This is a genomic window from Candidatus Merdisoma sp. JLR.KK011 (genome assembly GCF_036941125.1).
Lineage (GTDB): Bacteria > Bacillota > Clostridia > Lachnospirales > Lachnospiraceae > Laedolimicola.
In genome coordinates this window covers 1,489,866-1,513,889 of record NZ_JAYWSZ010000003.1, presented here as the reverse complement: position 1 = coordinate 1,513,889, position 24,024 = coordinate 1,489,866, and the positions used below count along the sequence as shown (strand labels likewise).

At 46.8% G+C, this 24,024-nt stretch carries 24 protein-coding genes; 19 read left to right on the top strand and 5 right to left on the bottom strand.

The features are described 5' to 3' along the window. Positions 1 to 67: 67 nt before the first annotated feature. The 7 genes from VV089_RS08215 (at position 68) to VV089_RS08185 (ending at position 7,639) form a co-directional block, all read left to right on the top strand. A complete protein-coding gene (locus tag VV089_RS08215; RefSeq protein ID WP_334335559.1) occupies positions 68 to 829 on the top strand; it encodes an ATP-binding protein in 762 nt (253 codons plus the stop codon). Positions 830 to 924: 95 nt separating this feature from the next. Continuing rightward, a complete protein-coding gene (acsB, locus tag VV089_RS08210; RefSeq protein WP_334335558.1) occupies positions 925 to 3,063 on the top strand; it encodes an acetyl-CoA decarbonylase/synthase complex subunit alpha/beta in 2,139 nt (712 codons plus the stop codon). A 90-nt stretch (positions 3,064 to 3,153) separates the two neighbouring features. After that, positions 3,154 to 4,095, top strand: coding sequence for an acetyl-CoA decarbonylase/synthase complex subunit delta (gene acsD / locus VV089_RS08205; protein WP_172543751.1), 942 nt, complete (start codon positions 3,154 to 3,156; stop codon positions 4,093 to 4,095). Between the two features lie 25 nt (positions 4,096 to 4,120). After that, positions 4,121 to 5,473: an acetyl-CoA decarbonylase/synthase complex subunit gamma gene (gene acsC, locus VV089_RS08200; protein ID WP_334335557.1), complete on the top strand. Its 1,353-nt coding sequence runs from the start codon at positions 4,121 to 4,123 to the stop codon at positions 5,471 to 5,473. Positions 5,474 to 5,550: 77 nt separating this feature from the next. Further along, positions 5,551 to 6,339: a carbon monoxide dehydrogenase/acetyl-CoA synthase methytransferase subunit gene (gene acsE, locus VV089_RS08195; RefSeq protein ID WP_334335556.1), complete on the top strand. Its 789-nt coding sequence runs from the start codon at positions 5,551 to 5,553 to the stop codon at positions 6,337 to 6,339. A gap of 284 nt (positions 6,340 to 6,623) precedes the next feature. After that, positions 6,624 to 6,950, top strand: coding sequence for a helix-turn-helix transcriptional regulator (locus tag VV089_RS08190; protein WP_334335555.1), 327 nt, complete (start codon positions 6,624 to 6,626; stop codon positions 6,948 to 6,950). Further along, positions 6,947 to 7,639, top strand: coding sequence for a flavodoxin family protein (locus tag VV089_RS08185; RefSeq protein ID WP_334335554.1), 693 nt, complete (start codon positions 6,947 to 6,949; stop codon positions 7,637 to 7,639). Before VV089_RS08190 ends, VV089_RS08185 begins: the two co-directional genes overlap by 4 nt. 129 nt (positions 7,640 to 7,768) lie before the next feature. Here VV089_RS08185 and VV089_RS08180 read toward each other — a convergent pair whose 3' ends face one another. From VV089_RS08180 to VV089_RS08165, 4 genes are all read right to left on the bottom strand, one after another. Then, positions 7,769 to 8,329: a ClbS/DfsB family four-helix bundle protein gene (locus VV089_RS08180; protein WP_334335553.1), complete on the bottom strand. Its 561-nt coding sequence runs from the start codon at positions 8,327 to 8,329 to the stop codon at positions 7,769 to 7,771. A gap of 141 nt (positions 8,330 to 8,470) precedes the next feature. Further along, entirely contained in the window at positions 8,471 to 9,400 is a 930-nt protein-coding gene (locus VV089_RS08175; RefSeq protein ID WP_334336227.1) for a helix-turn-helix transcriptional regulator, read from the bottom strand. A 31-nt stretch (positions 9,401 to 9,431) separates the two neighbouring features. Next, a complete protein-coding gene (locus VV089_RS08170; protein ID WP_334335552.1) occupies positions 9,432 to 10,808 on the bottom strand; it encodes an ATP-binding cassette domain-containing protein in 1,377 nt (458 codons plus the stop codon). Next, the gene (locus VV089_RS08165) at positions 10,805 to 11,602 is read right to left on the bottom strand and encodes a sensor histidine kinase (protein WP_334335551.1); all 798 of its coding nucleotides are present in this window, start codon (positions 11,600 to 11,602) and stop codon (positions 10,805 to 10,807) included. The genes VV089_RS08170 and VV089_RS08165 overlap by 4 nt, the downstream gene beginning before the upstream one ends. Here VV089_RS08165 and VV089_RS08160 point away from each other — a divergent pair. The 12 genes from VV089_RS08160 to VV089_RS08105 all read left to right on the top strand — a co-directional run bounded on the left by VV089_RS08160 (position 11,576) and on the right by VV089_RS08105 (position 23,031). Continuing rightward, the gene (locus VV089_RS08160; protein ID WP_334335550.1) at positions 11,576 to 11,770 is read left to right on the top strand and encodes a hypothetical protein; all 195 of its coding nucleotides are present in this window, start codon (positions 11,576 to 11,578) and stop codon (positions 11,768 to 11,770) included. The two genes, VV089_RS08165 and VV089_RS08160, sit on opposite strands and share 27 nt — an antisense overlap. 190 nt (positions 11,771 to 11,960) lie before the next feature. Beyond that, positions 11,961 to 12,653: a response regulator transcription factor gene (locus tag VV089_RS08155; RefSeq protein ID WP_334335549.1), complete on the top strand. Its 693-nt coding sequence runs from the start codon at positions 11,961 to 11,963 to the stop codon at positions 12,651 to 12,653. A 24-nt stretch (positions 12,654 to 12,677) separates the two neighbouring features. Continuing rightward, entirely contained in the window at positions 12,678 to 13,580 is a 903-nt protein-coding gene (locus VV089_RS08150; protein ID WP_334336226.1) for a sensor histidine kinase, read from the top strand. 331 nt (positions 13,581 to 13,911) lie between these two features. After that, a complete protein-coding gene (locus VV089_RS08145) occupies positions 13,912 to 14,835 on the top strand; it encodes an ABC transporter ATP-binding protein (RefSeq protein WP_334335548.1) in 924 nt (307 codons plus the stop codon). Next, positions 14,828 to 15,616, top strand: coding sequence for an ABC transporter permease (locus VV089_RS08140; RefSeq protein WP_334335547.1), 789 nt, complete (start codon positions 14,828 to 14,830; stop codon positions 15,614 to 15,616). Before VV089_RS08145 ends, VV089_RS08140 begins: the two co-directional genes overlap by 8 nt. Position 15,617: 1 nt before the next feature. Then, on the top strand, positions 15,618 to 16,397 hold the full coding sequence (locus tag VV089_RS08135) for an ABC transporter permease (RefSeq protein ID WP_334335546.1): 780 nt from the start codon (positions 15,618 to 15,620) through the stop codon (positions 16,395 to 16,397). A gap of 15 nt (positions 16,398 to 16,412) precedes the next feature. Then, positions 16,413 to 16,796 carry a YxeA family protein gene (locus tag VV089_RS08130; protein ID WP_334335545.1) on the top strand — a complete coding sequence of 128 codons (384 nt, stop codon included), beginning with the start codon at positions 16,413 to 16,415 and terminating at the stop codon, positions 16,794 to 16,796. A 653-nt stretch (positions 16,797 to 17,449) separates the two neighbouring features. Further along, complete coding sequence (locus tag VV089_RS08125; protein ID WP_334335544.1) at positions 17,450 to 18,664, top strand: MATE family efflux transporter; 1,215 nt, start codon at positions 17,450 to 17,452, stop codon at positions 18,662 to 18,664. 118 nt (positions 18,665 to 18,782) lie between these two features. Next, the gene (locus VV089_RS08120) at positions 18,783 to 19,082 is read left to right on the top strand and encodes a cytidylate kinase-like family protein (protein ID WP_334335543.1); all 300 of its coding nucleotides are present in this window, start codon (positions 18,783 to 18,785) and stop codon (positions 19,080 to 19,082) included. 121 nt (positions 19,083 to 19,203) lie between these two features. Further along, positions 19,204 to 20,106, top strand: a complete 903-nt coding sequence (locus VV089_RS08115; RefSeq protein ID WP_334335542.1) for a hypothetical protein — start codon at positions 19,204 to 19,206, stop codon at positions 20,104 to 20,106. A 296-nt stretch (positions 20,107 to 20,402) separates the two neighbouring features. Further along, entirely contained in the window at positions 20,403 to 20,858 is a 456-nt protein-coding gene (locus tag VV089_RS08110; RefSeq protein WP_334335541.1) for an RNA polymerase sigma factor, read from the top strand. Between the two features lie 40 nt (positions 20,859 to 20,898). Continuing rightward, the gene (locus tag VV089_RS08105) at positions 20,899 to 23,031 is read left to right on the top strand and encodes a beta-propeller domain-containing protein (RefSeq protein WP_334335540.1); all 2,133 of its coding nucleotides are present in this window, start codon (positions 20,899 to 20,901) and stop codon (positions 23,029 to 23,031) included. Positions 23,032 to 23,140: 109 nt separating this feature from the next. Here the strand turns inward: VV089_RS08105 and sigG are convergent, their stop codons facing one another. Then, positions 23,141 to 23,923, bottom strand: a complete 783-nt coding sequence (gene sigG / locus VV089_RS08100; RefSeq protein WP_334335539.1) for an RNA polymerase sporulation sigma factor SigG — start codon at positions 23,921 to 23,923, stop codon at positions 23,141 to 23,143. Positions 23,924 to 24,024: the final 101 nt, after the last annotated feature.

Genomic DNA, 24,024 nt, shown 5'->3' with positions numbered 1-24,024 from the left:
GGATGAGGCGTAAAGCAGTTCAAACGTATAAATCAGATGGATAAGCAGCAGTTAGGAGTGTAGATGTATGAAGATTGCAATTACCGGTAAGGGCGGCGTTGGAAAGACCACATTTGCGGCAACCCTTGCAAGAATCTGTGCAGAGGAAGGCAGGACGGTACTGGCAGCGGATGTGGATCCGGATGCAAATCTGGGCCTGGCATTGGGATTTCCGGAGGACATTCTGGATACCATAATCCCCATTTCCCGGATGCGCAAGCTGATTGAAGAGCGCACGGGAGCGGGAGCCGACAATACCTTTTACACCTTGAATCCAAAGGTGGACGACATACCGGATACTTACAGCAAGACTTATAACGGCGTCAAGCTTCTGACCCTGGGAACCGTGGAAACCGGCGGAGGCGGCTGCGTCTGTCCCGAGCATGTGATGCTGAAACGGATCCTCAATTACTTAAGCCTCCGGAGCAAGGACGTGGTCATCATGGATATGGAGGCCGGTCTGGAGCACTTGGGGCGGGGCACCTGCGAGGGTGTGGATCAGTTTGTGGTAGTCATTGAGCCGGGAGCGAGAAGCGTACAGACTTACAAGAACGTGAAGCGTCTGGCGATGGATCTGGGCGTGAAAAGAGTACGTGTAGTTGCCAACAAGGTACGCGGGCCGGAGGACGAGGAGTTTGTCCGTTCCAAGATCCCGGCGGAGGATTTGCTTGGCTTTATCCATTACAATACGGATGTCATCGACGCAGACCGGCAGGGGAGATCCCCCTACGACATCAGCCGGGAGGCGACGGAGGAGATTCGAAAAATAAAGGAACTATTAGAAAAGTAAAAAGTTTCCGCAGTGCTAAGCTCGAAAAACCATTCCGTTTTCAAAGTTTTTGCCGCGCACTGCTTGCAGCTAATAAAAAATAGGAGGTTTATACCGTGACATTATTTGACAGAGTATTCAGCGGTTCCAACGAAATGTATGCCTGGGCCGAGAAATCGGTTGCAGAAGCATTGGAAAAGTATGGTGCCGACGCGGCAGTATCCCTGCCGAGCACCGCATACAGCCTTCCCTGCTACTATGCGGTAACAGGAGAGAAGCTGACCACCTTAGGAGAGGTGAAGGCCGCTCTTGAGGGAAGAATCAAGGAAATGATGACAAGAAAGGAACGTTTACATAATGTATTTCAGTCTGGTATCGCAACAGCCCTGGCGGCAGAGATCATCGAGACGATGAAGTACATGGACGGCGCTGCGCCCTACGAAGAGCCCTATGTAGGACATTTTACAGACGCTATGATCCGTGAGCTGGGCGTTCCTCTGGTAACAGGCGATATTCCCGGCGTGCCGGTTATCATCAACGCAGCTCCCTCAGTGGAGGAGGCCGTTGCTCTGGTTAAGAGCTACCAGGCACAAGGCAACTTTGTTACCTGCGTAGGCGGCATCTGCGATCAGCTCATTGAGGCCGGCTACAACACAGGCTTCAATGTTCGTGTAACTCTGATGGGCAAGGACATCACCTCCGCAGCTCACGTAGTTTCCATCGCACTTCGTGCGGCACTGATCTTCGGCAACATTACACCGGGCGATCTGCCGAATCTGATGAAGTACACCTTCGAGCGTGTATTTGCCTTTGTAAATGCATTTGCTCCTGTTGACGATTTGACCGTAGGCTGCGGCGCCGGCGCAATCGCATTCGGCTTCCCGGTTATCTCCAACGATCTGGAGAGCCTAAAGGGCATGAATGTACCTAAGAGCCTGATTCTCCAGGGCGATACCGAGAAATTCAATCCTACCTCCATTGAGGCAAGAGATGTGAAGATCAAGGTAACGGATATTGATATTCCGGTAGCATTTGCATCCGCATTTGAGGGCGAGATCATCCGCCGGGGCGATATGCAGGTTGAGTTTGACGGTTCCCGTGTAGACTGCTTCGAGCTGGTACAGACCAAGGAGGCTTCCGAGGTAGAAGACCATAAGATCGAAGTCATCGGGCCGGATCTTGACGAGTTTGAGGTTGGAACAAAGCACAGCATCGGCTACATCGTAGAGGTTGCCGGACGAAACATGCAGTCCGACTTTGAGCCGGTATTCGAGCGTAAGTTCCACAGCTATCTGAACTGTATCGAGGGCGTAATGCATACCGGACAGCGCGATATGATCCGTGTGCGTGTGGGCAAGCCTGCATTTGATGCCGGCTTCCGTGCAAAACACATCGGCGAGGTGCTTTACGCTAAGATTAAGAATGAGTTTGACGCTGTTGTTGACAAGTGCCAGGTGAAGGTTATCACCGATCCGGAGAAGTGTACGGAGCTTCGCCATAATCTGGCAATTCCGTCCTTTGACAAGCGTGACGACCGTCTGCGCACCCTGACCGACGAGTCTGTAGAGGTTTACTACAGCTGTATCCTCTGCCAGGCATTCTCCCCATCCCACGTATGTGTGGTAACTCCGGAGCGTCTGGGCCTGTGCGGCGCCGTTTCGTGGCTTGACGCCAAGGCAACCAACGAGCTGGATCCCCAGGGACCCTGCCAGGTAATCACCAAGGAGCGCATTATCGACGAGCGCACCGGTGAGTACGAAGATGTTAACGAGGCTGTTAAGATGTACTCCCAGGGAGCGCTGGAGAACGTATCTCTGTATTCCATTATGGAGAACCCCATGACCTCTTGCGGCTGCTTTGAGTGTATCTGCGGTATTGAGCCCTTCTCCAACGGCGTTATCATTGCCAACCGTGAGTACGCCGGCATGACGCCTCTTGGAATGACCTTCCCGGAGCTGGCTTCCATGACAGGCGGCGGTGTGCAGACACCGGGCTTCATGGGACATGGAAAGCACTTCATCGCTTCCAAGAAGTTTATGAAGGCAGAGGGCGGCATTGAGCGTATCGTGTGGATGCCCAAGGAACTGAAGGATACTGTTGCAGAGCGTCTCAACGAGTCCGCGAAGGAGCTTTACGGCATCGACAACTTTACCGATATGATTGGTGACGAGACCATCGCAGAGGATCCGGAAACATTACTTGCATTCTTAACAGAAAAAGGCCATCCTGCACTTGGCATGGACCCGATGATGTAGTATAATATGTGTTAGCATTTTGGTTTTAAGCATAGGGGATTTTCTTCCTATGCTTAAAACCGTGTAAAAGATAAAGGAGGTAACTAAGAAATGCCGTTTAATGGAAAATCAGGAAAGTTTAACGCTGCTATCCGTACCGTAGAGATCGGTACCGGCGACAAGGCAGTGAAGCTTGGCGGAGAGAATGTATTGCCTTTCTATACATTTGATGCGCCAATCGAGAATGCACCCAAGATAGGAGTTATGATTACTGACATGGGTCTGGAAAATGAGCCTGAGGGAATCAAGAATTACTACAATGGATGCACAAGCTTTGCAGAGATTGCAAAGAAGGCTGAGGAGATGCCGGGCGCAGACTTTGTTGTACTTCGTTTTGAGGGCGCGGATCCCAACGGCGAGAACAAGTCCGTGGAGGACTGTGTTGCCATTGCAAAGGAAGTGGGCGACGCCATTACAGCTCCCCTTGTGATTGAGGGCTGCAAGCATGTGGAGAAGGACGCTGAACTCTTTGCCAAGGCTGCAGAGGCTCTCCAGGGAAAGAACGTACTTATTTTATCTGCAAGAGAAGAGAACTACAAGGGCGTGGCCGCCGCTGCAGGACTGGCTTACAACCAGAAGGTAGGCGCAGAGTCAGCCGTAGACATCAACCTTGCAAAGCAGCTTAACGTACTTATCGGACAGCTTGGCGTAGATCAGGCAAATGTTGTGATGAACGTAGGTTCCGCAGCAGCAGGCTACGGCTTTGAGTATGTGGTATCTACCATGGATCGTATCAAAGCTGCGGCTCTGTCCCAGAATGACGCACAGCTTCAGATGCCTATCATTACTCCCGTTGCGGAAGAAGCATGGAGTGTGAAAGAGGCAATGGCTTCCGAGGCAGATATGCCGGAGTGGGGTTCCCAGGAAGAGCGTGGCATTGATATGGAAGTAGAAACGGCTGCAGCAGTATTGGCGTCTGGTTCCAATGCGGTAATTTTGAAGCATCCCACATCAGTTGCAACGATTTCGAAATTAATCAAAGAACTGGTTTAAATCGAGGGAAGGAGGAAAAATTACCATGGCATTAAAAGGCTTAGACATTTTTAAATTAACACCAAAGACAAACTGTAAGGAGTGTGGAAGCCCTACCTGTATGGCATTTGCTATGAAGGTGGCTCAGGGCGCAGTTGATATTGCCAAGTGCCCCCACATGTCCGATGACGCGCTGGCAACTCTGTCCGAGGCTACCGCGCCGCCTATGAAGACCATCAAGGTTGGAACCGGTGAGGCAGAGTATACCCTGGGCGGCGAGACTGTACTGTTCCGCCATGAGAAAACATATGTAAGCAAATCCCGCTATGCGGTTTCCGTTTCCTGCTGTGAGGAAAATATGGATGCCAAGCTTGAGGCTGCAAAGGCAGTTGATTATGACCGTATCGGCGAGCGGATGCATGTAGAGATGCTGTACCTGGATTACTGCGGCGACTGCGATGCAGCCGGCTATGCGGAGTTCGTGAAAAAGGCGGCAGAGAGCGGAAAGACTCTGGTTCTTGGCTGCACCAACGTAGATGCGGCAAAGGCTGCTTTAGACGTATGCAAGGACAGCAAGCCCATCCTGGACGGCGCTGACGCTTCTAACTACGAGGCAATGAGCAAGCTGGCGGCTGAGGCCGGTGTTGTTCTGGGTGTTCGCGGCGGAGACATCAACGAGCTCTATGACACCGTTGCAGCTATTGAGAAGCTTGGAAATAAGAACCTGGTTCTGAATGTAGGAACGGCTTCCATTAAGGATGCATTTGCCACAACCGTTCAGATTCGCCGGGCGGCACTGAAGAATACGGATCGTACCTTTGGATATCCTTCCATCGTGAATGTCGGCAAGCTGGCTCCCGGAGATGCTGCGATGCAGGCAGCTCTGGCTTCCCTGTTTACCGTAAAATACGGCTCTGTGATTGTAATGGAGAGCATGAATTATGCACAGGCGCTTCCCCTTTACGGTCTGCGTCAGAATGTATTTACCGATCCGCAGAAGCCCATGAAGGTAGAGCCGGGCATCTATGCTCTCAATGGCGCAGATGAGAATTCCGTATGTCTGACCACCGTTGACTTTGCTTTGACTTACTTCGTTGTATCCGGCGAGCTGGAGCGCTCCGGCGTTCCCTGTAACCTGGTGATCAGCGACGCAGGCGGACTTTCCGTACTGACTGCATGGGCGGCAGGCAAGCTGTCCTCTACTTCTGTTTCCAAGTTCATCATTGAGAACGTAGAGCCGAAGGTAAAGAGCAGAAAGCTTATCATTCCCGGCAAGGTTGCCGTTCTGAAGGGTGACATTGAGGCGAAGCTTCCTGGATGGGAAGTAATCGTGGCGCCCAACGAGGCTGTTCAGCTTGTGAAGTTCTTGAAGGACATGCAGGCAAACGGAGAGATCTAAGAACGTATTTGAAATCGTAGTGATATAGAAAATAGTTGGCGGCAGCCAGGCTGCCGCCCGGATAAAGGAGAAGAACTATGGCAAAATTTGTTGTTATTGGCGAGAGACTTTCCACAACCGCACCGGCAATCAACCGTGCATTCACTGAGAGAGATCCGGAGCCGATCTTAAAGCGTGCAAAACAGCAGTTGGATGCGGGCGCAACCTATCTGGACGTAAACATCGGACCGGCTGAGAACGACGGGCCGGAGCTGATGAAGTGGGCAGTTGAGCTTCTGCAGGGCAGCTTTGACAATGTTCCTCTGGCGCTTGATACCTCCAATGTGGCAGCTATCGAGGCTGGTATTTCCGTTTACAATCGTTCCAAGGGAAAACCCATTGTAAACTCTGCTGACGCAGCAGGCAGAATCGAGTACATTGACCTGGCTGCAGCGAACGATGCGATTGTTATCGCTCTTTGCAACGGCGAGGGTATCGCTAAGGATAACGATGAGCGTATGATGTATATGCAGACCATGATGGAGCGTGGTATGGAGCATGGCATGGCGGTTGACGAGGATATGTGGTTTGACCCGCTGTTCCTGGTTATCAAGGGAATGCAGGATAAGCAGATGCAGGTTCTGGAGTTCATTAAGATGATTTCCGATATGGGTATGCAGAGCACCGGCGGTCTGTCCAACAACTCCAACGGTATGCCCAAGCACATTCGCCCGATTATGGACTCCGCTATGGTTGCTATGGCTATGATGAACGGCCTGACCTCCGCTATCGTGAACCCCAACGATCTGCGTCTGATGGAGACCATTAAGTCTTGCGATATTATTAAGAATAATAATCTTTATGCAGATTCTTATCTGGAGATCTAATCCGGAATTGGTTCTATAAGAGCCGGAACTTATACAAAAGAAGGAGACCTGTGAGACAGGCTCCTTCTTTTGTTGTTTTTCTAGTTACGATTCTTGACGTATCTGTCAAATGTTTTCCGTTGATTTACCCAACATATGAAAAAACTTATTGATATTACAACAAAAATGTTGTATACTATAAAACAAGAAAGGAATCAAAAAGTATGAATAGGACTTTTATATTTGACGGAGGACGAGAAAAAGGCATTTAAAGCCGTGGTAAAAATTTTGAAGGAGGATAGTTCATGGGAGATTTTTTTGACGATACCATGCAAGGGCTTTTAGAGGCAGTTGAGATCGAAAGAGGAGAGATTCCTTTGGTACAAAAGGAAGACATGCCGGCGCCTACATTTACTGCTTATGACAAAGAGAAGGAGTTGATTGATGAAATCATCCGCCTAAGAAAAGCACAGAAAATGTCCCAGAGCCAGCTGGCAAAGCTGACAGGGAATAAGCAGCAGGCGATTTCCCGCATCGAGAATAAAGAGCACAGTCCGTCTTTAAAGCTGTTTTACAGTATGGTCAGAGCTTTGGGGTATGATTTGGAGATTGTGAAGGAGGGGAAAGTTTGAAGATTACCATCATCCATGGCCAAAGCCACAAGGGTTCCACCTATCACATAGCAGAAATGCTTGCAGAAAAACTGAATGGCGATGTCACGGAATTTTTCCTGCCAAGGGATTTCGGCGCTTTTTGCATCGGATGCACCAATTGTTTCGGAAAATCAGAAGACATGTGTCCTCACTATGAGACTTTGAAGCCCATTACAGAAGCCCTGGACAATGCAGATGTAATTATCCTGGCAAGTCCGGTCTATGTATATCATGTGACGGGAGCGATGAAAAGCTTTCTAGATCATTACGGTTATCGCTGGATGGTTCACCGCCCGGAGGAGCGGATGTTTCAAAAGCAGGCTGTCTGCATCTCAACTGCTGCTGGAGGAGGAATGAAGAGCGCCAATAAGGATATGGCAGACAGTACCTTCTACTGGGGCATTCCAAAGACCTACCGGTACGGCGCAGGCGTAGCGGCAGTATCCTGGGAAGGGGTAAAGCCCAAGCTAAAAAGGCGTATAGAAGCAAAGACAACTGCGCTGGCACGGAAAATTCAAAGGAATCAAGGCAGGGTGAAGCCCACCCTCAAGACAAAATGCTTTTTTTATATTATGAGACTGCTGCAGAAAAGAGACTGGAATCCAGTGGATGCGGACTATTGGAGAGAAAAAGGGTGGCTTGGGAGAAAGCGGCCGTGGAGAAGATGATAGATTTATTACACTTGCGCCAATGGTGTGGGAATTGGAGAAGAAATGGGCAGAGTGGAGATTGGCGGGAAGATATACGGATTTCAGAGAGCACCGCTAAATTTTGATGCTCTCTGATTTTACATGTATTTAGTTGTCAGATACTGCTGCAAGGCTTTTACAATTCTTCTTATGCGCCTTCAGCTTCTTCATCGCCCAGTCATAATGGCTGGAAGTGGTGCTGACAAAGTAAGAGCCCAGTGTGCTTGTGCCCACCCATTTATAAACGCCTTTTGAAAAAAGCTCTTCATTAGAATAGCTTTCTGCAAGCTGCAGAACCTCCTTATGCGACTTGAAAAACAGCTCCCGGGCCTCCTCCAAAGGAGTATCTTGATGCTTTTTCCAGAAGCCCGTATTCATATCCCCGTAAGTTTTCCAGGTATAGGGCCGTGGAATAAAAGGCTTCGGATCCCCGTTTTCATTGGCGGCAGTCCAGCGAAGAAGAAGCTGATGCCATTCATAGAGATGGATATAAATATCCCGAAGATTCTTATCCCGTCTCCAGTGACGCTCTTTCTTTTTCTCATCATTCGAAAAGTCAAAGGGCGCTGCCTGCTCAGTCTCAGTAAGCGAAGAAATAAGCTGATTCAGTTTTTCAAAGTTAACAGCGGCGGCAGTGAGTAAATCCGATTTTGAAGCTGGTCTTCCCATAATATTTCTCCATTCTTTTCATAGGGCATTCTTGGACGAGAACCCTTATCCATAAGGAATGCATGGATGGGAAACTCGTTGAATATAGGTTATCTTGCATTTGTTACATACAGTATAAGCCCGAAAACATGACATATTATGTCAGGTTTTAAATTTTTCATAAATTAATTTCCCCTGCCTGGCCAGAATCTCCTTCAGATAAGCCGGTTCCATCACATCCACCTGATCCCCGAAGGACAAAAGAAAGCTCACAAGCCATGCGTCCGCAGGCATATAAGCAGACACCAGAAGCGTTCCGTTTTCCTCCTGGGTAACGTACTCCCGGTCAAACTCATCATAGACCCGGTAAGCCAGCTCCCTTGGAAAGCGAAGTGTAATCTGCGCGCAGGCAGCATCCGAAGTCTCTTCCCCGTCCGGAAAAGCACGAGGCACAAAGCCCTCCTCCAGAACCTCCAGATCCAGAATCCGGTTCAATTTAAAGATCCGGAAATCCTGCTTCCTGGTACAAAAGGCCTTGAGATACCAGGCCGCTCCCTTATAAGCCAGCTTTAAGGGCTGCACCGTCCGTTCACTCAAAGCCCCATAAGAATTGGCATAAGAGATCCGCACGCATTTACACCGCAGAATGGCCGACTTCAAGAGCGAAAACGAATCACTCTGCCGCTTCGGTTCCCACCACCTGGAAAAATCCACTTCAAACCAATTTTCCGAAGAAACCTGAAAAATCCCGGACAGCTTTTCCAGAATCCCCAGCTCAAAATCATGTCCCACCACCGCCAGGCTCTGCAGGGCAGAGAGAATCTCCTGCTTTTCCTGGGTAGACAGCACCGCCCGGTCCAGCACAAAATCCTCCATCAAACGAATCCCGCCATTCCTTCCGGCCTCTGTATAAACCGGAATACCGGCGCCGCTAAGGGCATCAATATCCCTGTAAATGGTCCGCACAGACACCTCCAGCTTCCTGGCAAGCTGCGGAGCAGAAGTCTGGCCATGCTGCAGCAAATGATACAAAATTTGAAACAATCTGCTTTCCTGCATATCCGCCTCCTCTTGTTCATTGAAGGTAAGTATAACACAAAAAATCAGACAGTCAATGTCAGTATTAAAAAAATAAAATCCAATCACAAACATTCAGGTAATCACAATTTTCCACCGTCAAGATAACAACCCCGATTCCTTTTCCTTTCAGCAAATTAATGATTTCGGCAATATACTTCTTAATGGCCAGATCATTTTCCGAAAAAGGACAGTTAAAAATCACAAGCCTGGGATGCAGCAGACAGAGCCTTTCATAAAGCAGCCAGATCCGCTGCTCCTTAGTGAGAAACTCAATACTCCTGGCATCCACAAGATTCCCGGCCGTTTCCCTGGCATTCTTCTTAATCCCTTTCAAAACACGTTTGGAGCGAAAAGGCGTGTTCAGACGCAGATTAAGGCCGATACAGAGATTATCCAGATAACTCAGCTCATTCATCATCATTGTATTAGCAAGATCCCTCTGAACAATCAGGATACTGTTAGGTGATGGGGGACACTGGTAAAAGTCTTTTTCTTCAAATACAATCTTCCCGATATCCGGCCTCCTTATCCGCTGAAAAAGCTGAAGGAACAGAAGAAAGTCCTTCTCCTCCCGTCCCCGGATTCCGATACATTCCCCTGCCGCTACAGAAAAGGTCAGATCATAGAAGGTCTCCAGATACAGATGGCTGACCTGCAGCAGAGGAGGCGCCGTCCGCTCCCTGGTACAAGGGGCAGGAACAGAGATATAGTCAGAGAGGAGGCTGCGCATAGCATACTGGTTATGGCGGTCTGTCACCTTTACGTCATGGCCATTGTGAATAAAGAGACACCGGTCACAGCTGTGGGAAAGATACTGGTGGGGAAAGCAGATAAAAAGAACGGCAAACTGATGCCGCGCCACCTGTTCCAGAAGCTTTTTCACAGCCGCAAACTGGCTTTTGCTTAAAACCTCCTCCAGCTGGCTTATGATAATCAGCTTAGCCTCCGACACCACGGCCCGGAGAATTTCAATAACACACCGCTGGAAGATGGTGATTTCCTTGCTGTCCGCATCCAGAACGGAGGAGAGCCCGTACTCATTGCACAGCCAGAGAAATTCCCGAAGCTGCTGCTTTTTCCGGATCATAAACCGGGTAGACTTTACCGGCGACAGAAAAATATTGTCAATCACCGAGAGATCCGAGATCAGCTTGCTGTTCCGATCCACGATGCTGATTCGGTTCCTGGTAAAATTGCTGTAATCATGCCGGTTCACCAGCTGCTCCCCTATGTAGATGCGTCCGGAGGAGATAGGCCGGTTGTAGCACAGGATTTCCATCAATTTGTCTACGCCCACATCGTTCAGCTTTACAATGGCCGCCGTCTCCCCTTGAAAAAGATTCATATTAAAATCATCCAGGTTGGACAGGGCTGAATCCTGTGTGGACACATGCTCCATCCGTAATATTTCCTTCTTCAATCGGTCACCTCATCCTTGCTGCGGACAATCGGAAGAGTAATATTCACATCCGTGCCCTCCCCTGGTATGCTTCGGATATAGATTCCATAGATATCCCCAAAGAGCAGTTTGATCCGTTCATTTACATTGCTGATGGCAATCCCTCCTTTTTCCGTGTCGCTGGAGGGAATATTCCGTGCCAGGCGGTCGTTGAGGGTGTTCAGCGTGTGGGGCGGCATTCCCACGCCGTTATCCGACACCTGTATCAGAAGGCGCTGCTGGGTGAGAATAAAATGAATCACCACCTCGCCGGCCCCGGCCTTCTTTTCAATCCCGTGAAAAACAGCATTTTCCACCACAGGCTGGAGGGTAAGCTTCGGGATGTAAAGCCCCGGAATCTGGTTCGTGTCTCCCTCCATATCGATTTTCAGGGACAGGCGGCTGCCGAAGCGGTAATGCTGGATGGTGTAGTAATTGTTGATGTTGTCAAGCTCCGCAGAGACAGGTACAAGCCGGTCCAGATCGGAAATGGTGTAACGAAAGAAGGTAGCAAGGGCCTCCGTCATATTTGCTACCGTATCTACCTTGTGGATAAGGGCTTCGCTGCGGATGCATTCCAGCGTATTGTAGAGAAAATGGGGATTGATCTGGTTCTGCAGCGCCAGGTACTGGGCCTGCTTTTTCAAAATCTTCATCTGCCTGCTCCGATTGGCGGATTCCCGGATGGTCTGGTAAAAAAGAAGCTCGGTGGAATTCCAGATAAGAGAGCCATGCACCAGGCAGTCCTCATGCTTGGTCAGAAGGTAATCTTCCATGTTTTTCTGCTTCTGAAGAAGGGAAATAAGAAGATAGAAAGAGCATACGCCAAGGACTGCAAGGAAAGCTCCGGCCGGGATGAGAAGCAAAAGCCCGGGAGCCCGGCGCAGGGCATCCAGAAACAGAATGGCAGAGAGCGCTGTCTGGCATATCAGAACAAGCTTTAACAAATTTGTTTTTGAAAAGGCTCTGTATCATGCAGGGCTTTTTTGTTTGACAAAAGGACAGAATGAATGAGTGGGATTCCACAATGCAATTTTAGGTACTTGTCATTGCCAAAATTTCCACATATAATTATAATGCGGCTGTAATCTCGGCATATGGATATGTAATTTGATAAACGGAGGAATGTCAATCATGAACAGGATTTTGATTATAGATGATGACAAGGAACTTTGTGTACTAATCAAGCAGAGTGTTTTACAGGAAAGCATAGAAGCCGACTGCTGTCATTCCGGAAAATCCGGTCTGCAGCAGCTGAAAGAAAAAGAATACCAGCTTGTCATATTGGATGTCATGATGCCCGGCTTTGACGGCTTTGAAACTTTGGAACAGATCAGAAAAGAAAGCAGCCTGCCAATCCTGATGTTTACATCAAAAAATGATAGTGCTTCAAAAGTGCGCGGTTTACGGGCGGGGGCTGATGACTATCTAACAAAACCTTTTGACATGGACGAGCTGATTGCCCGTATTCTATCATTGATTAGACGCTATACTCGCTTTAACCCCAAAGACGGACAGCTGCAGACATTTGATTTTGACGGGCTGGTTATTGACTTTAATAACCGTTCTATCCATGCGGTAAATGGTGATTTTGAACTGCCGCCGAAAGAATTTGATTTACTGTTGTTTCTTGCAAAAAATCAGGGAAAGATACTGACAAAGCAGCAAATTTATGAGAATGTATGGGGAGAAGATTATGTCTATGATGACAGCAATATTATGGCAATTATCAGCCGTCTGCGGAAAAAGATAGAAGAGAATCCGGGCAATCCACGGTATATACAGACCGTGAAGGGGATTGGCTATCGTTTCAATAGGGAGGTGTGAATATTGTATACAGAAGCAGTTACAATGATTGCACTGGGTGCTGCGTTTGCTTCGGTTTGCGGGGCTTTTTTTATAGTCCAACGTGTGAAAAAGCAGCTATTAGAAATGTCTGATGTTTTGAAAGATGTAAAAAACGGAAATGGAAACAGGCGTATCTTATCGGAGACACATGAACTTGTGGCTCCGCTTGCTTATGCAATCAACGATATTATCCTGTCCTACGAGAACAGGCTTTCTGCCTATCGTCAAACAGAAGAAACCAACAGGCAGCTTATGACGAGTCTTTCCCATGATGTAAGGACACCACTCACCACACTGATTGGATATTTGGATGCTGCACATAAAGGGATTGTTGATGGAAAAGAACGTGATGATTATATAGAAACAGCCCGCCGGAAAGCCCACGATTTAAAAGAATATATAGATGTGCTTTTTGACTGGTTCAAGCTGGGTTCAAATGAATTTTCCATGAATATATCTGTTGTTGATTTAACGGAACTGACACGGAACATACTGATAGATTGGATCCCCATATTTGAAGATACGCAGATAGATTTTACAGTGAACATTCCGGAGCAGCCATTTCGGGTGCAGATGGATCCGGATGGATATATGCGGATATTAAACAATCTGATACAAAATGTGATTTCCCATAGCCATGCGGATAAAATAGAAATCTCTTTATCAGGGCAGGGAGGGAATATAAAAATTCTTTTGTCTGATAATGGAGTAGGGATTGATAAGAAGGATTTGAAACATATTTTTGAGCGGCTTTACAAATGCGATAAAGGGCGGTCTGAAAAAGGCAGCGGACTTGGTCTGTCTATCGTACATCAGCTTGCAGCCAAATTGAATGGAACAATAACAGTGGAAAGCACGCCGGGAGAGGGAACCGTTTTTATCCTGCTTTTCCCACTGGCAGAATGAATCAGCACTGTTTTATGGTGGCAATAGAATCTCCGTCCTGCGGGGATTTTATTTTTTCAGAGAGTTGCTTCTTTAAATGCAAGGTTAATGCAAGGTTCGTGCAAGGTTTCTGCAAGGTTGGCGTGATAGAATAGCAGATATGAAAAGTCCAGCTAAGAAATGTCAAGTATTTATTAGAAAAAATTTCTGCTGGACGGTAAAGCTGCAAAGGCGCACGAGAGGAACTTTTATGAGAGTCCTTTCGAATAAAAGTTTCTCTCATTACCGGTGTGTCGAAGCAGCTTTATCCTTTAGTGCTGTCGCACAGCGACTTAGAATAGGAGGTTTCGTAATGAGCAAATATGTAATTGAAACAAAAAATCTTACAAAACAATATGGAATACAGAAAAGTGTTGCCAATCTGAATATCCATGTTCAGAAAGGGCGTATCTATGGTCTGCTTGGCAGAAACGGAGCCGGAAAAACGACGACAATGAAAATGCTGCTTGGACTTACGCAACCGACTTCCGGGGAAGTTTCGATTTGGGGAAAGCCTTTGGCGGCAAATGAAAAGAAGCTGCTGCCCCGTATTGGCAGTCTGATTGAATCCCCCGGATTTTATCCGAATCTTACCGCTACGGAAAACCTGCGCATTTTTGCTGCTCTGCGGGGGGTGCCGAACCGGAGCGCAATTAAAAACGCACTTGATTTGGTTGGTCTGCCTTATAAAGATAAGAAGCTGTTTTCCCAATATTCACTTGGCATGAAGCAGCGGCTGGCGATTGCCCTTGCCATTATGCACGACCCGGAGCTTTTGATTTTGGACGAACCGATTAACGGTCTTGACCCGATTGGAATCGCAGAAGTCCGTTCCTTTATCCGTGACCTCTGCAATAAGCGTGGAAAAACAATTTTGATTTCCAGCCATATCCTTTCTGAAATTGCATTATTGGCTGATGATATAGGCATTATTGACCACGGCGCATTGCTGGAAGAAGAAAGTCTTGCGCAGCTGGAAGCAAAGAGCAGCAAACATATCCGATTTGCTGTTTCGGATACGGCACAGGCAGCAAGAATTTTAGAGCGTACCTTCCATGAAGGCCGGTTTACCATACAGGATGACCACAAGATACAGGTGCATAACCTTGATTTACCAATAGGAAAAATTGTTACTGCTTTTGTAGAAAATGGCTTGGAAGTATCGGAAGCCGTAACTTCAGAAGAAAGTCTTGAAGATTACTTCAAACGTGTAACAGGGGGTGAAGGGATTGCTTAAACTTGTTATTTGTGAGTTTTCGAAATTGAAGCGAAAAAAATTTATATGGCTGGTTGTTCTTTCGGCGTTTTTATTTCCAGTGCCGCTGACAGCATTGATGACTATGCCCCAGGCAGCAGGACAATATGACAGCAAAATAGATATTTTTAATGATTATTTTCAGTGTGTTATGGGATATGGGGTAGAACTTCTTTTGCCATGCGTGATCGGAGTGATGGCAGCCATGCTCTTTTTTATGGAACGGGATAATGATACGTTTAAAAACCTGCGTACAATCCCTGTCACAAGCACACAGATGATTTTGGCAAAAATAATTGTCCTGTTCTTTTTCGGGAGTGTTTTTAGTCTGACATCGGCATTGATATCAATCCTTTGCGGCGGGATGATTGCAGAAGTAAACAGTATTGCTTACCGATTATTTTTTGCGCTGGAAATGGGTGTATTTATTACCGCCGGGACACTGCCGTTAGTCGTTCTTGTAGTGTTCTTTAGTAAGAACTATGTATTTTCTGTTTTATTATGTGTTTTTTACAGTGTCCTAAGTTTGACAGCCGAATCATCTTTTGGCGCACTGCCTAAAGTGATGTGCTGGTTAATGCCGATTCCGTTTACAACCCTTTGGAGTGCAGGGGATTTAACTGCACATGGAGCTATGGACGGCGTGGGGATGCTGGAATATTTAATTCCGACTACATTTCAGACAATCATTATTTTAGCCGTTATTGCTTTGCTTTCTGTTATATTGGTTGATTATATGTATAAAAAGAGAGGAGATGAATGATATGTTTCGCATGGTTAAGACCGAAATATGGAAATTAAAGCGGTATCATATGATATGGGCAGGTGTTTTTCTGATGCTGCTTTCCGTCCTGCTGACGCTTTTTTCCACAACCGCATTGGACGGAACAGTCTGGACATTTTCTTTCTTTACGGAACAAGTGATCAAAAACAATGTTACCATGATTTTTCCCATGTGTATTGTTTTGATTGCCGGATATATCATAGCAAGGGAAGCAAAAGATGATACGCTGAAAAGTATTTTGACGATACCTGTTTCATATAGCAGTTTGTTGTGGGGGAAGCTGCTTGTATGTGCATTGCTTTCTTTGTTTTTTGGACTGGTAAGCGCAGCATTTACGGTAATCGCTGATTTGATGATGGGATTTCCGGGAATTTCTGTAACATCAATCTTGCAGACATTTATTCAGATTATTTTTAACTGCCTGTTTTTGTATATTGGTGTCATGCCTGTTATTGCATTCGCTGCCCGTATACCAAACGGACATATGATCGGAACAATTATTGCTTTTGTTTATGGTTATGGCGGTATGTTTGCCTCTGGAAATGCTGCATTAGCAAATGTTTATCCTGTTACTGCAAGTTTAGGCTTAATCAGTTACAGAAGCTACGATCCGGCTGTACATTGGAATGTGTTAATCTGTCTGTTTAGCATGACTGCCGTATTGATGATTACTGCTGTTTTCGTATTCACGGCAAAAGAAAACGTGCCGGTCAAGGCAGCAAAAAAGCACAAAAAAACAATAACAAAAAAAGGCTGGTAAGAGGAGGATATAGGAATGAAGAAAAAATTGTCTATCGGGATTGCGGTAGTTGTAATAATTGTTGTAGGTTTTATTGGTTTTTGTATGTGGTTCCTTTCGGGAACTGGCAGCACGTACTACTATTCACAGATTGATAACAGTAAAATAGAACAGACCGAATCAAAAGGCGGTGTAATTAACTTTAGCGGAAGTATGGATTACTCATACACTTTATTTTCTTACGATGAGAATGGAAAAGGAAAAGACATTACATTCGGAGCATCAAAGGAATTGAAAGAGGGAGCTTTTATCCGGTTAACGGTAATGCCGATCCGAGGTGTTCTTGAATGGAAAGAGGTACAATATGATGAACTTCCTGCTGCTGTGCAGAGCAATTATGCAGCGCCTGCAAATGAGTAAAGTTCGTTGTCTTTAGTAAATAAAATAAGGGAAAGATTGAAAAGCGATATGGATGCTTTCCGGTATCCATACCGCTTTTTTGTGTGAAAGCGAATAGTAAGGAACAGCCATACCCTGCCCTGGCAAGAGTAAGAAGCACCTGCAGGTTTTCGGCAGCCTGGATAAAACTTTTTAACCGGTCTGTATTCATGGACTCCACCTCCATTATTGCGTTTTTGTCATTGATAATACCATATTTTCACTTCTCTTTCAAGAGCAAGTGTGGTTTAATATGTATTGCAAAGATTAGCACTCAAAAAATATGAGTGCTGACAATAAAAAGAAAGGCAGGTATCGGGGAAGAGAAGTTAGAGATTTTTTCAGATGTGTTAAAGAAAATGCAGAAGAATATGAAGCTGACAGAAAAGGGAGCCGGGTATGGATAAGATGCCGGATACCCACTCAGCAGATTTATAAAACCGGGAGGTAGAAAATGGAAGCAGCAATAACGAAAATCAACCCTCTCGGCACAGAAAGGGTTGGAAAACTGATGATGCGTTATGCAGTGCCAAGTATTATTTCCATTGTGGTGAATTCACTGTATAACATGGTAGACCAGGTCTTTATCGGCCAGGGGGGTAGGATATCTTGGAAATGCGGCAACGAATGTAATTATGCCGATTTCAACGATTATGCTGGCCCTCGGCTTTATGTTTGGGGACGGGGCGGCAGCTTTTATGAGCCTGCACCTTGGGAAAAAGGAACCGGAAAAAGCTGCAAAAGGCATAGGGAATATGGTAGCGATAGTCATTGGAACCGGAATTGTCCTGATGATCTTGTTTGAATTGTTTTTGACACCGCTTTGCCGGCTGTTTGGGGCTACGGATAACGTACTTCCTTATGCGCTGGACTATGGACGGATCATTGTACTTGGATTTCCCTTTTCAATCATCTGTTCTGCTTTTGGAAGTCCGATCCGTGCTGACGGCAGACCGAAGATAAGCATGGCCGGTCTCCTGATCGGATGCGCTGCAAATATGATTCTTGACCCGGTTTTTATTTTTGTATGTGGGTGGGGCGTAAAAGGAGCTGCATGGGCAACGATACTGGGGCAGGTATTGAATGCGCTTTACTTTATTATCTGTTTGTTTCAATTTAAGACAATTAAAATAAAAAAAGAATATTTTATCCCGGATGTAAGGGTTGTGGGGAACATCGCTTCTCTTGGAACATCCAGCCTTATTTCACAGATTGCTTCGGTGTTCGTTATTGCAATTATGAATAATATGCTGGTAAAGTACGGGGCGGTTTCTAAATATGGAGCTGATATTCCATTGGCAGCGTTGGGTGTCACGATGAAGGTCAGCCAGTTGATTACCGGGGTTACATTAGGGATTGCAAGCGGCGTGCAGCCGATTCTTGGATACAATTACGGAAGCAGACAGCATGACCGTGTTAAAAGTACATTGAAATGGTCGCTTATTTTGGGTACCGCAATCATGTTTGCGGCATTGTTTATCTTCCAGGTTTTCCCGGAGCAGATCATCGGTATTTTTGGCCAGGAATCAGACCTTTATGTAGAATTCGCGGTAAAATGTTTCCGCATTTATCTGCTTGCCTGTTTTCTGATCCCGTCGGGCGCAGTTGTAGGTATTTTTTTTCAGGCAATCGGAAAGCCGATTCCAGCTGCGGCGCTTACCCTTTCAAGGCAGATTATCCTGTTGATTCCTGCTATGCTGATTTTAGGTTATACAATGGGGGTGGAAGGAATTTTATGGGCAGGCCCGTTTTCTGACGCTTTGTCTGGAATTATTGCATTGATTACAGTGAAAGTATTCTGGAAACGTATTTTTGAGAATAAGGGACAAAAAGAAACAGCAGGGAGGTAATGGATTATGGCAGGTCAGGCTATTACAATCGGACGGCAATGCGGAAGCGGCGGACATACCATAGGGGAGCAGGCTGCTAATCATCACGGAACTTGCAGAAAAAGGACCCTGTGTGATCGTGGGACGCTGTGCGGATTCTATTCTGAAAGAAACAGGAAACAGTCTGAATATCTATATTCATGCGGAAAAAGCATATAAGGCAAAGCATCTTATGGAAAGAAACCGTGTGTCTTATGATGAGGCTGTCAGAGAAATGGAACGGCTGGATAAACGCAGGGCTTCCCATTATAAATATTATACGGACCAGGTATGGGGCCTTGCAAAGAATTACCATCTGTGCCTGGACAGCAGCCTGATTGGGATTGAAAAATGTGTTTCTGTAATCTGTGATATTTATCAGTCCATAAATGCAGGGTAATAGAGAAGAAACCATCCATTTGCTGTAATTAAAGGTTAGCCAATCGAGACTATCTGCCGATATAACTATAAAGAAGTGTAAAGCTTGTGAAGATAGAGGCAAGAAACGGGAGGTGTAGTTTTTGGATTTTACAGCAATACAATCATTGGGCGTATATACAAAAAATATGGAAATGCAGTTGAAGTGGCAGAAGAAAAAGGCGGACAATGACTTTACTGCGGACGGAAGCACAAAATTGACGGATCCCACAGCACGTCAGGCCGAGGAGATTCGCAAAGCGCAGGCGGACGGCTCCGCCAAGCTTTCTTCTCAGATACGCACAAAGCTGGCCACAGGCAAAAAGCTGACCCAGGAGGAGATGGCGTATCTGGAGAAGCACGATCCCCAGATGTACCAGAAGGTAAAAGCCATCGAAGCCGAGCAGAAAAGCTATGAAAAGAAGCTGAAAAGCTGCAAGACGAAGGAAGAAGTGCAGCAGGTCAGGACGGAGCGTGTGGCAGCGTCCTTAAGCGTCGTAAACAATGTGAAAAATAATCCGGCCATACCCGAGGGAGCCAAGCTTGGAATTATGTGGCAGGAGCTCCAGAAGAATATGGCAGTGGAAGAGACCGTAAGAAAATTTGTAGAGAGCGGCCAGTATGCCCAGCTTCCAACAGAAGCAGAGAAACAGGAAGTGGAGAAGGAACTCAAGGAATTAAAGGAAGCCGAGCTTGGAATCAAGGATACCCAGGAGAGCGGCAAAGAGAAAGAACCGGCGGAACATACCGAAGAAAAGGAAGGAAAAGTACAAGAGCCTGGGACAGGCAGCGTGAAGGAAAATATTCCGGCAGAACATGCAGAAAAGGCAGAGAGCCCTGAAAGCGCCAAAAAGGAGCAGCTCCTCTTGCAGGAGCGAAGGTTTACACGTGCCCGGCTGGAGGCAGCGCCGGAAACGCTGAAGGTGAAGCGTGCCAAAGCCAGGGCGGCATATAAAGGAAGCAGTGTTGAGATTCCGGAACAGATTGTGGATGTTAAAGTAAAGTGAATAACATCCTGATCAAACGGAATCACATATAAGGAAATCCCTGAAAAGAAAATATGCGGCGCAGAGCCGGAGCAAGCCCCTGTGAAACGAGACAGGCGCCTGCTCCGGTTTTTTGTATCCCTTATGAGAAATTTCTCAAAAAGGATATTACTTGAATAAGAATGGGATCTATGTTAATTTCATAGAAGAAATTTTATGTTTTTTGTACAAATTTCTTTTTTTTCTGCAACATTTCAACAATTCAGAGACTCTATATTATTAGAAATGCATTTCAAGAACAAGTGAGGTGGGAGGAAATGGAACGCTTTTTGGAGCAGTACCAGGCAGTTTATCAAGACATGTATCGCCTGGCTTATTATTACATGGGCAATGCCCAGGATGCCGAGGATGCAGTTCAGGAGACAGCGCTGGCCGCCTATGAGAATTTTCATAGATTGAAAGACAAGGAAGCCTTCCGCCCCTGGATCTTCCGAATCCTGGTAAACCGCTGTAAGAAAAGCTTAAAGAAACGAAACCGCTGGGGAATTCGAAAGGAAGCGCCGGAGCCCTTCTATGAGCCAAGCCTCACTTCCCAGGCAGAGGTTTTAGAGCTTCTTGGAAGACTGGAGGAAGAGGAACGCCTGATCGTAGCCCTTACCGTATTCGGCGGCTACAAAGGGGAGGAAATCGCCCGGCTGCTGAATAAAAACCACAGCACTGTCCGCTCCAAATACCGCCGGGCACTCAAAAAGCTGGAATCGGAGCTTACATAAGTGATATTGACATTCGGAACTGGAAATAGGAGATGCAGAAATGAAGAAAGAAGAAGAAATTTTAAATAAAATCCGTGAAAAAGGGAAGAAACTAGAGATTCCGCCCGGCCTGGCTCCGGAATGGATGCAGGAAACCTTAAAAGAGCATGCAAGAAAGCAGTACTTCCGCAAAGGCCGCCTGTATCCGGCTCTGGCTGCCGCAGCCAGCTTTTTTCTGATAGCCGGACTTTTACTGCATATTGCTTCCTTAGGCCTTCTGTCTCAAAAAAATTACCTGGATGTGAAGGTTCTTCCCCAAGTAGAAATAAATAATCCCCAGGGGCAGCCGGAGGCCCCAAAAGAAGAGCAGGAGCTTTTAAACCTCCCAGAGATGACCTACGAGGAAATCTATGCCCGTCTCTCCGAAAGCTGGCAGTCTTACCAGGAGGACTTAGCCTATGAAGCAAGAAGAGAAGCCTCCTATGATACGGCTGGCAATTCTGCCGCTCCGACAGTGGAGCAAAAACAGGAGGCAGTCAAGGATGCCGAGGCTGAATCAGCCTTTGGCCGGACCAATATACAGACAGCCGGAGTTGACGAGGCCGACCGCATTAAAAACGACGGCCGTTACCTGTACCAGATAGCCAGAAAGCAGATAAAAAAAGAGGACGGCGCGCCGGAGGGAGAAGAACAGGGCATTCAGATCCTGGATACCAAGGACGGTCTTAAAGAAGCAGCCTTTCTGGAGGGATTTGAGAACCTGGAAGAATTTTATCTGTGGGAGGATTTCATCATTACCATAGAAAATAAATACTACGAAACGGAAGACACTGTTTCCATGGCAAAAAAAGAAGGCGTCAAAGAAGCAGAGGATCTGGCAGTCTGCGGCGCAGATCTGCAGAGGGCCTACCATGAGATCACCATCTACGACATTGCAGACAAGAGCAGTCCGAAGAAACAGAAAACCTTCACCCTCCAGGGAACCTGCGAGAGCTCCCGGATATCCGAAGGCTTCTTCTATGGAATCAGCTCCTTTACAGCAATGCCGGGAGAGGGAGAAAAAGACTATGATGCCTATATACCCACCCTGGACGGCAGCAAGCTGTCCGCTGACAAAATATACTGCCCGGACTATGTGGAAGGAAGCAGTTTCCTGGTACTGGTATCCATTGATCTTTCCAATCCCACAGAATTTGCGGACACCCGGGCTGTTCTGGCCGGATCCGGCGACTGCTATGTAAGCCGGAAAAACATTTACATGACCTATTATCAGTCTGTCTACGAAAAAGAACCCCTGCAGGAAGGCCCTGTCCTTGACAAAACCAAGATTCTGCGTTTCTCTTACTTAAAAGGCCGGTTCTACGCCCAGGCAGAGGGTGAAGTCCCGGGACGTACAGACAACAGCTTTTCCCTGGACGAATACCAGGGCGACCTCAGAATTGCCACAACCGTCCAGGAATACCAGGCTCGAAAAATAACCGATGACCGCACCGGCGGGGTCCTTGGCTACGACTACGGAGAAAGCAAAGAAACCAACGCTCTGTACGTTCTGGGACGCTCTCTCAATATAAAAGGAAAAATAGAGGGCTTAGCAGAAGGCGAACACATCAAATCCGCCCGTTTCCTAGGAGACACCGGCTACCTCGTCACCTTCCGTCAGACGGATCCCCTGTTTGCTCTGGATCTGTCCGACCCTGAGAACCCAAAAGTCTTGGGCGAACTGAAGATAAGCGGATTTTCCGAATATCTCCATTACTACGGAGAAAATCTGCTCCTGGGAATCGGAATGGAAGTCGACGAAGAAACAGGCCGGGAAGAAGGCATGAAGCTGTCCATGTTCGACATTGCCAATCCGGCTTCCCCGAAAGAGCGGGCGAAGCTGAATCTTAAGGATTATAATTACAGCGAAGCCTTATGGGATCACCATGCTCTTCTCATTGACACCACTGAAAACATCATAGGCTTCGAAGCCGAAGGCAGCAGCCGCGGCAGCTATTGGAAGGAATATCTCGTCTACTCCTACGAAAACGGTGCTTTCATCCAAAAATTAAGATTAAAGCCCTCAGATGACACTCAAACCTGGAACCGGACCCGCGGCACCTTCATAGGCGAAACCTTTTACATCCTCTCCGAGAACGGAACAGCCAGCTCCTACAGTCTTGCCACCGGCGCATTAATAGAAGAATTGAAGTAATACCATCCTGACTGTGACTGCGGAAATTCCGATTCGAAAACCAGGAAACGGCAGGAGCCTGCTCCACAGACTCTTGCCGTCTTTCTATATTTTAAACCTCTCTCGTTTTTTAAGAAATCTTCAAATAATTTCTCATATTCTTCAAAGCATTCTTTTCCAGCCTGCTGACCTGCGCCTGGGAAATCCCAATCTCATCCGCCACCTCCATCTGCGTCTTGCCCTGGAAAAACCGCAGATTAATAATATAATTTTCCCGTTCCGGCAGTTTCTTCATAGCCTCCGAGAGTGAGAGCTCCTCCACCCAGAGCTCTTCCTTATTCTTCTTGTCACTAATCTGATCCATTACATACAGCGTATCTCCGCCCTCTGTATAAACGGGCTCATAAAGGCTCACCGGGCTCTGAATCGCATCCAGAGCAAAAATAATATCCTCATCGGGAATCCCAATCTCCTCTGCAATCTCGCTAATCGTAGGCTCCTTAGAATTCTTCCGCATCAGCTCTTCCTTGGCATAAATCGCTTTATAAGCCGTATCGCGAAGAGACCTGCTCACACGAATGGAATTGTTATCTCTCAGATATCTTCGGATCTCCCCGATAATCATCGGCACTGCATAAGTAGAAAACTTTACGCCCAGCTTATCATCAAAATTGTCAATGGCTTTCATAAGCCCGATACACCCAATCTGAAACAGATCGTCCACATTTTCACTGCTGGCAGAAAATCTCTTAATCACACTCAAAACCAGCCGCAGATTTCCCTTGATGTATAGTTCCCGTGCTTCTTTATCCCCCTGTGAGATCCGCGCCCACAGTGCGTCCTTTTCCTCTTGTTTCAGAAGAGGGAGCTTAGCCGTATTTACTCCGCATATTTCCACCTTGTTTAATGCCATCCCGCGAAAGTCCTCCTTGCTGTCTTAAGAACCGCAACAAAAATCTATGTAAGGATTTTCCTAGATTGTTTGTGCTGTTTCCTGTTATTAAAAAGATTTCC

Excerpts from the sequence above, each read along its gene's own strand:
- VV089_RS08215 (WP_334335559.1), top strand. The coding sequence starts at position 68 with ATGAAGATTGCAATTACCGGTAAGGGCGGCGTTGGAAAGACCACATTT.
- acsD (WP_172543751.1), top strand. The coding sequence starts at position 3,154 with ATGCCGTTTAATGGAAAATCAGGAAAGTTTAACGCTGCTATCCGTACC.
- acsC (WP_334335557.1), top strand. The coding sequence starts at position 4,121 with ATGGCATTAAAAGGCTTAGACATTTTTAAATTAACACCAAAGACAAAC.
- acsE (WP_334335556.1), top strand. The coding sequence starts at position 5,551 with ATGGCAAAATTTGTTGTTATTGGCGAGAGACTTTCCACAACCGCACCG.
- VV089_RS08190 (WP_334335555.1), top strand. The coding sequence starts at position 6,624 with ATGGGAGATTTTTTTGACGATACCATGCAAGGGCTTTTAGAGGCAGTT.
- VV089_RS08180 (WP_334335553.1), bottom strand. The coding sequence starts at position 8,329 with ATGGGAAGACCAGCTTCAAAATCGGATTTACTCACTGCCGCCGCTGTT.
- VV089_RS08160 (WP_334335550.1), top strand. The coding sequence starts at position 11,576 with ATGCTTGGTCAGAAGGTAATCTTCCATGTTTTTCTGCTTCTGAAGAAG.
- VV089_RS08165 (WP_334335551.1), bottom strand. The coding sequence starts at position 11,602 with ATGGAAGATTACCTTCTGACCAAGCATGAGGACTGCCTGGTGCATGGC.
- VV089_RS08155 (WP_334335549.1), top strand. The coding sequence starts at position 11,961 with ATGAACAGGATTTTGATTATAGATGATGACAAGGAACTTTGTGTACTA.
- VV089_RS08150 (WP_334336226.1), top strand. The coding sequence starts at position 12,678 with ATGATTGCACTGGGTGCTGCGTTTGCTTCGGTTTGCGGGGCTTTTTTT.
- VV089_RS08145 (WP_334335548.1), top strand. The coding sequence starts at position 13,912 with ATGAGCAAATATGTAATTGAAACAAAAAATCTTACAAAACAATATGGA.
- VV089_RS08135 (WP_334335546.1), top strand. The coding sequence starts at position 15,618 with ATGTTTCGCATGGTTAAGACCGAAATATGGAAATTAAAGCGGTATCAT.
- VV089_RS08130 (WP_334335545.1), top strand. The coding sequence starts at position 16,413 with ATGAAGAAAAAATTGTCTATCGGGATTGCGGTAGTTGTAATAATTGTT.
- VV089_RS08125 (WP_334335544.1), top strand. The coding sequence starts at position 17,450 with ATGCCGATTTCAACGATTATGCTGGCCCTCGGCTTTATGTTTGGGGAC.
- VV089_RS08110 (WP_334335541.1), top strand. The coding sequence starts at position 20,403 with ATGGAACGCTTTTTGGAGCAGTACCAGGCAGTTTATCAAGACATGTAT.
- VV089_RS08105 (WP_334335540.1), top strand. The coding sequence starts at position 20,899 with ATGAAGAAAGAAGAAGAAATTTTAAATAAAATCCGTGAAAAAGGGAAG.
- sigG (WP_334335539.1), bottom strand. The coding sequence starts at position 23,923 with ATGGCATTAAACAAGGTGGAAATATGCGGAGTAAATACGGCTAAGCTC.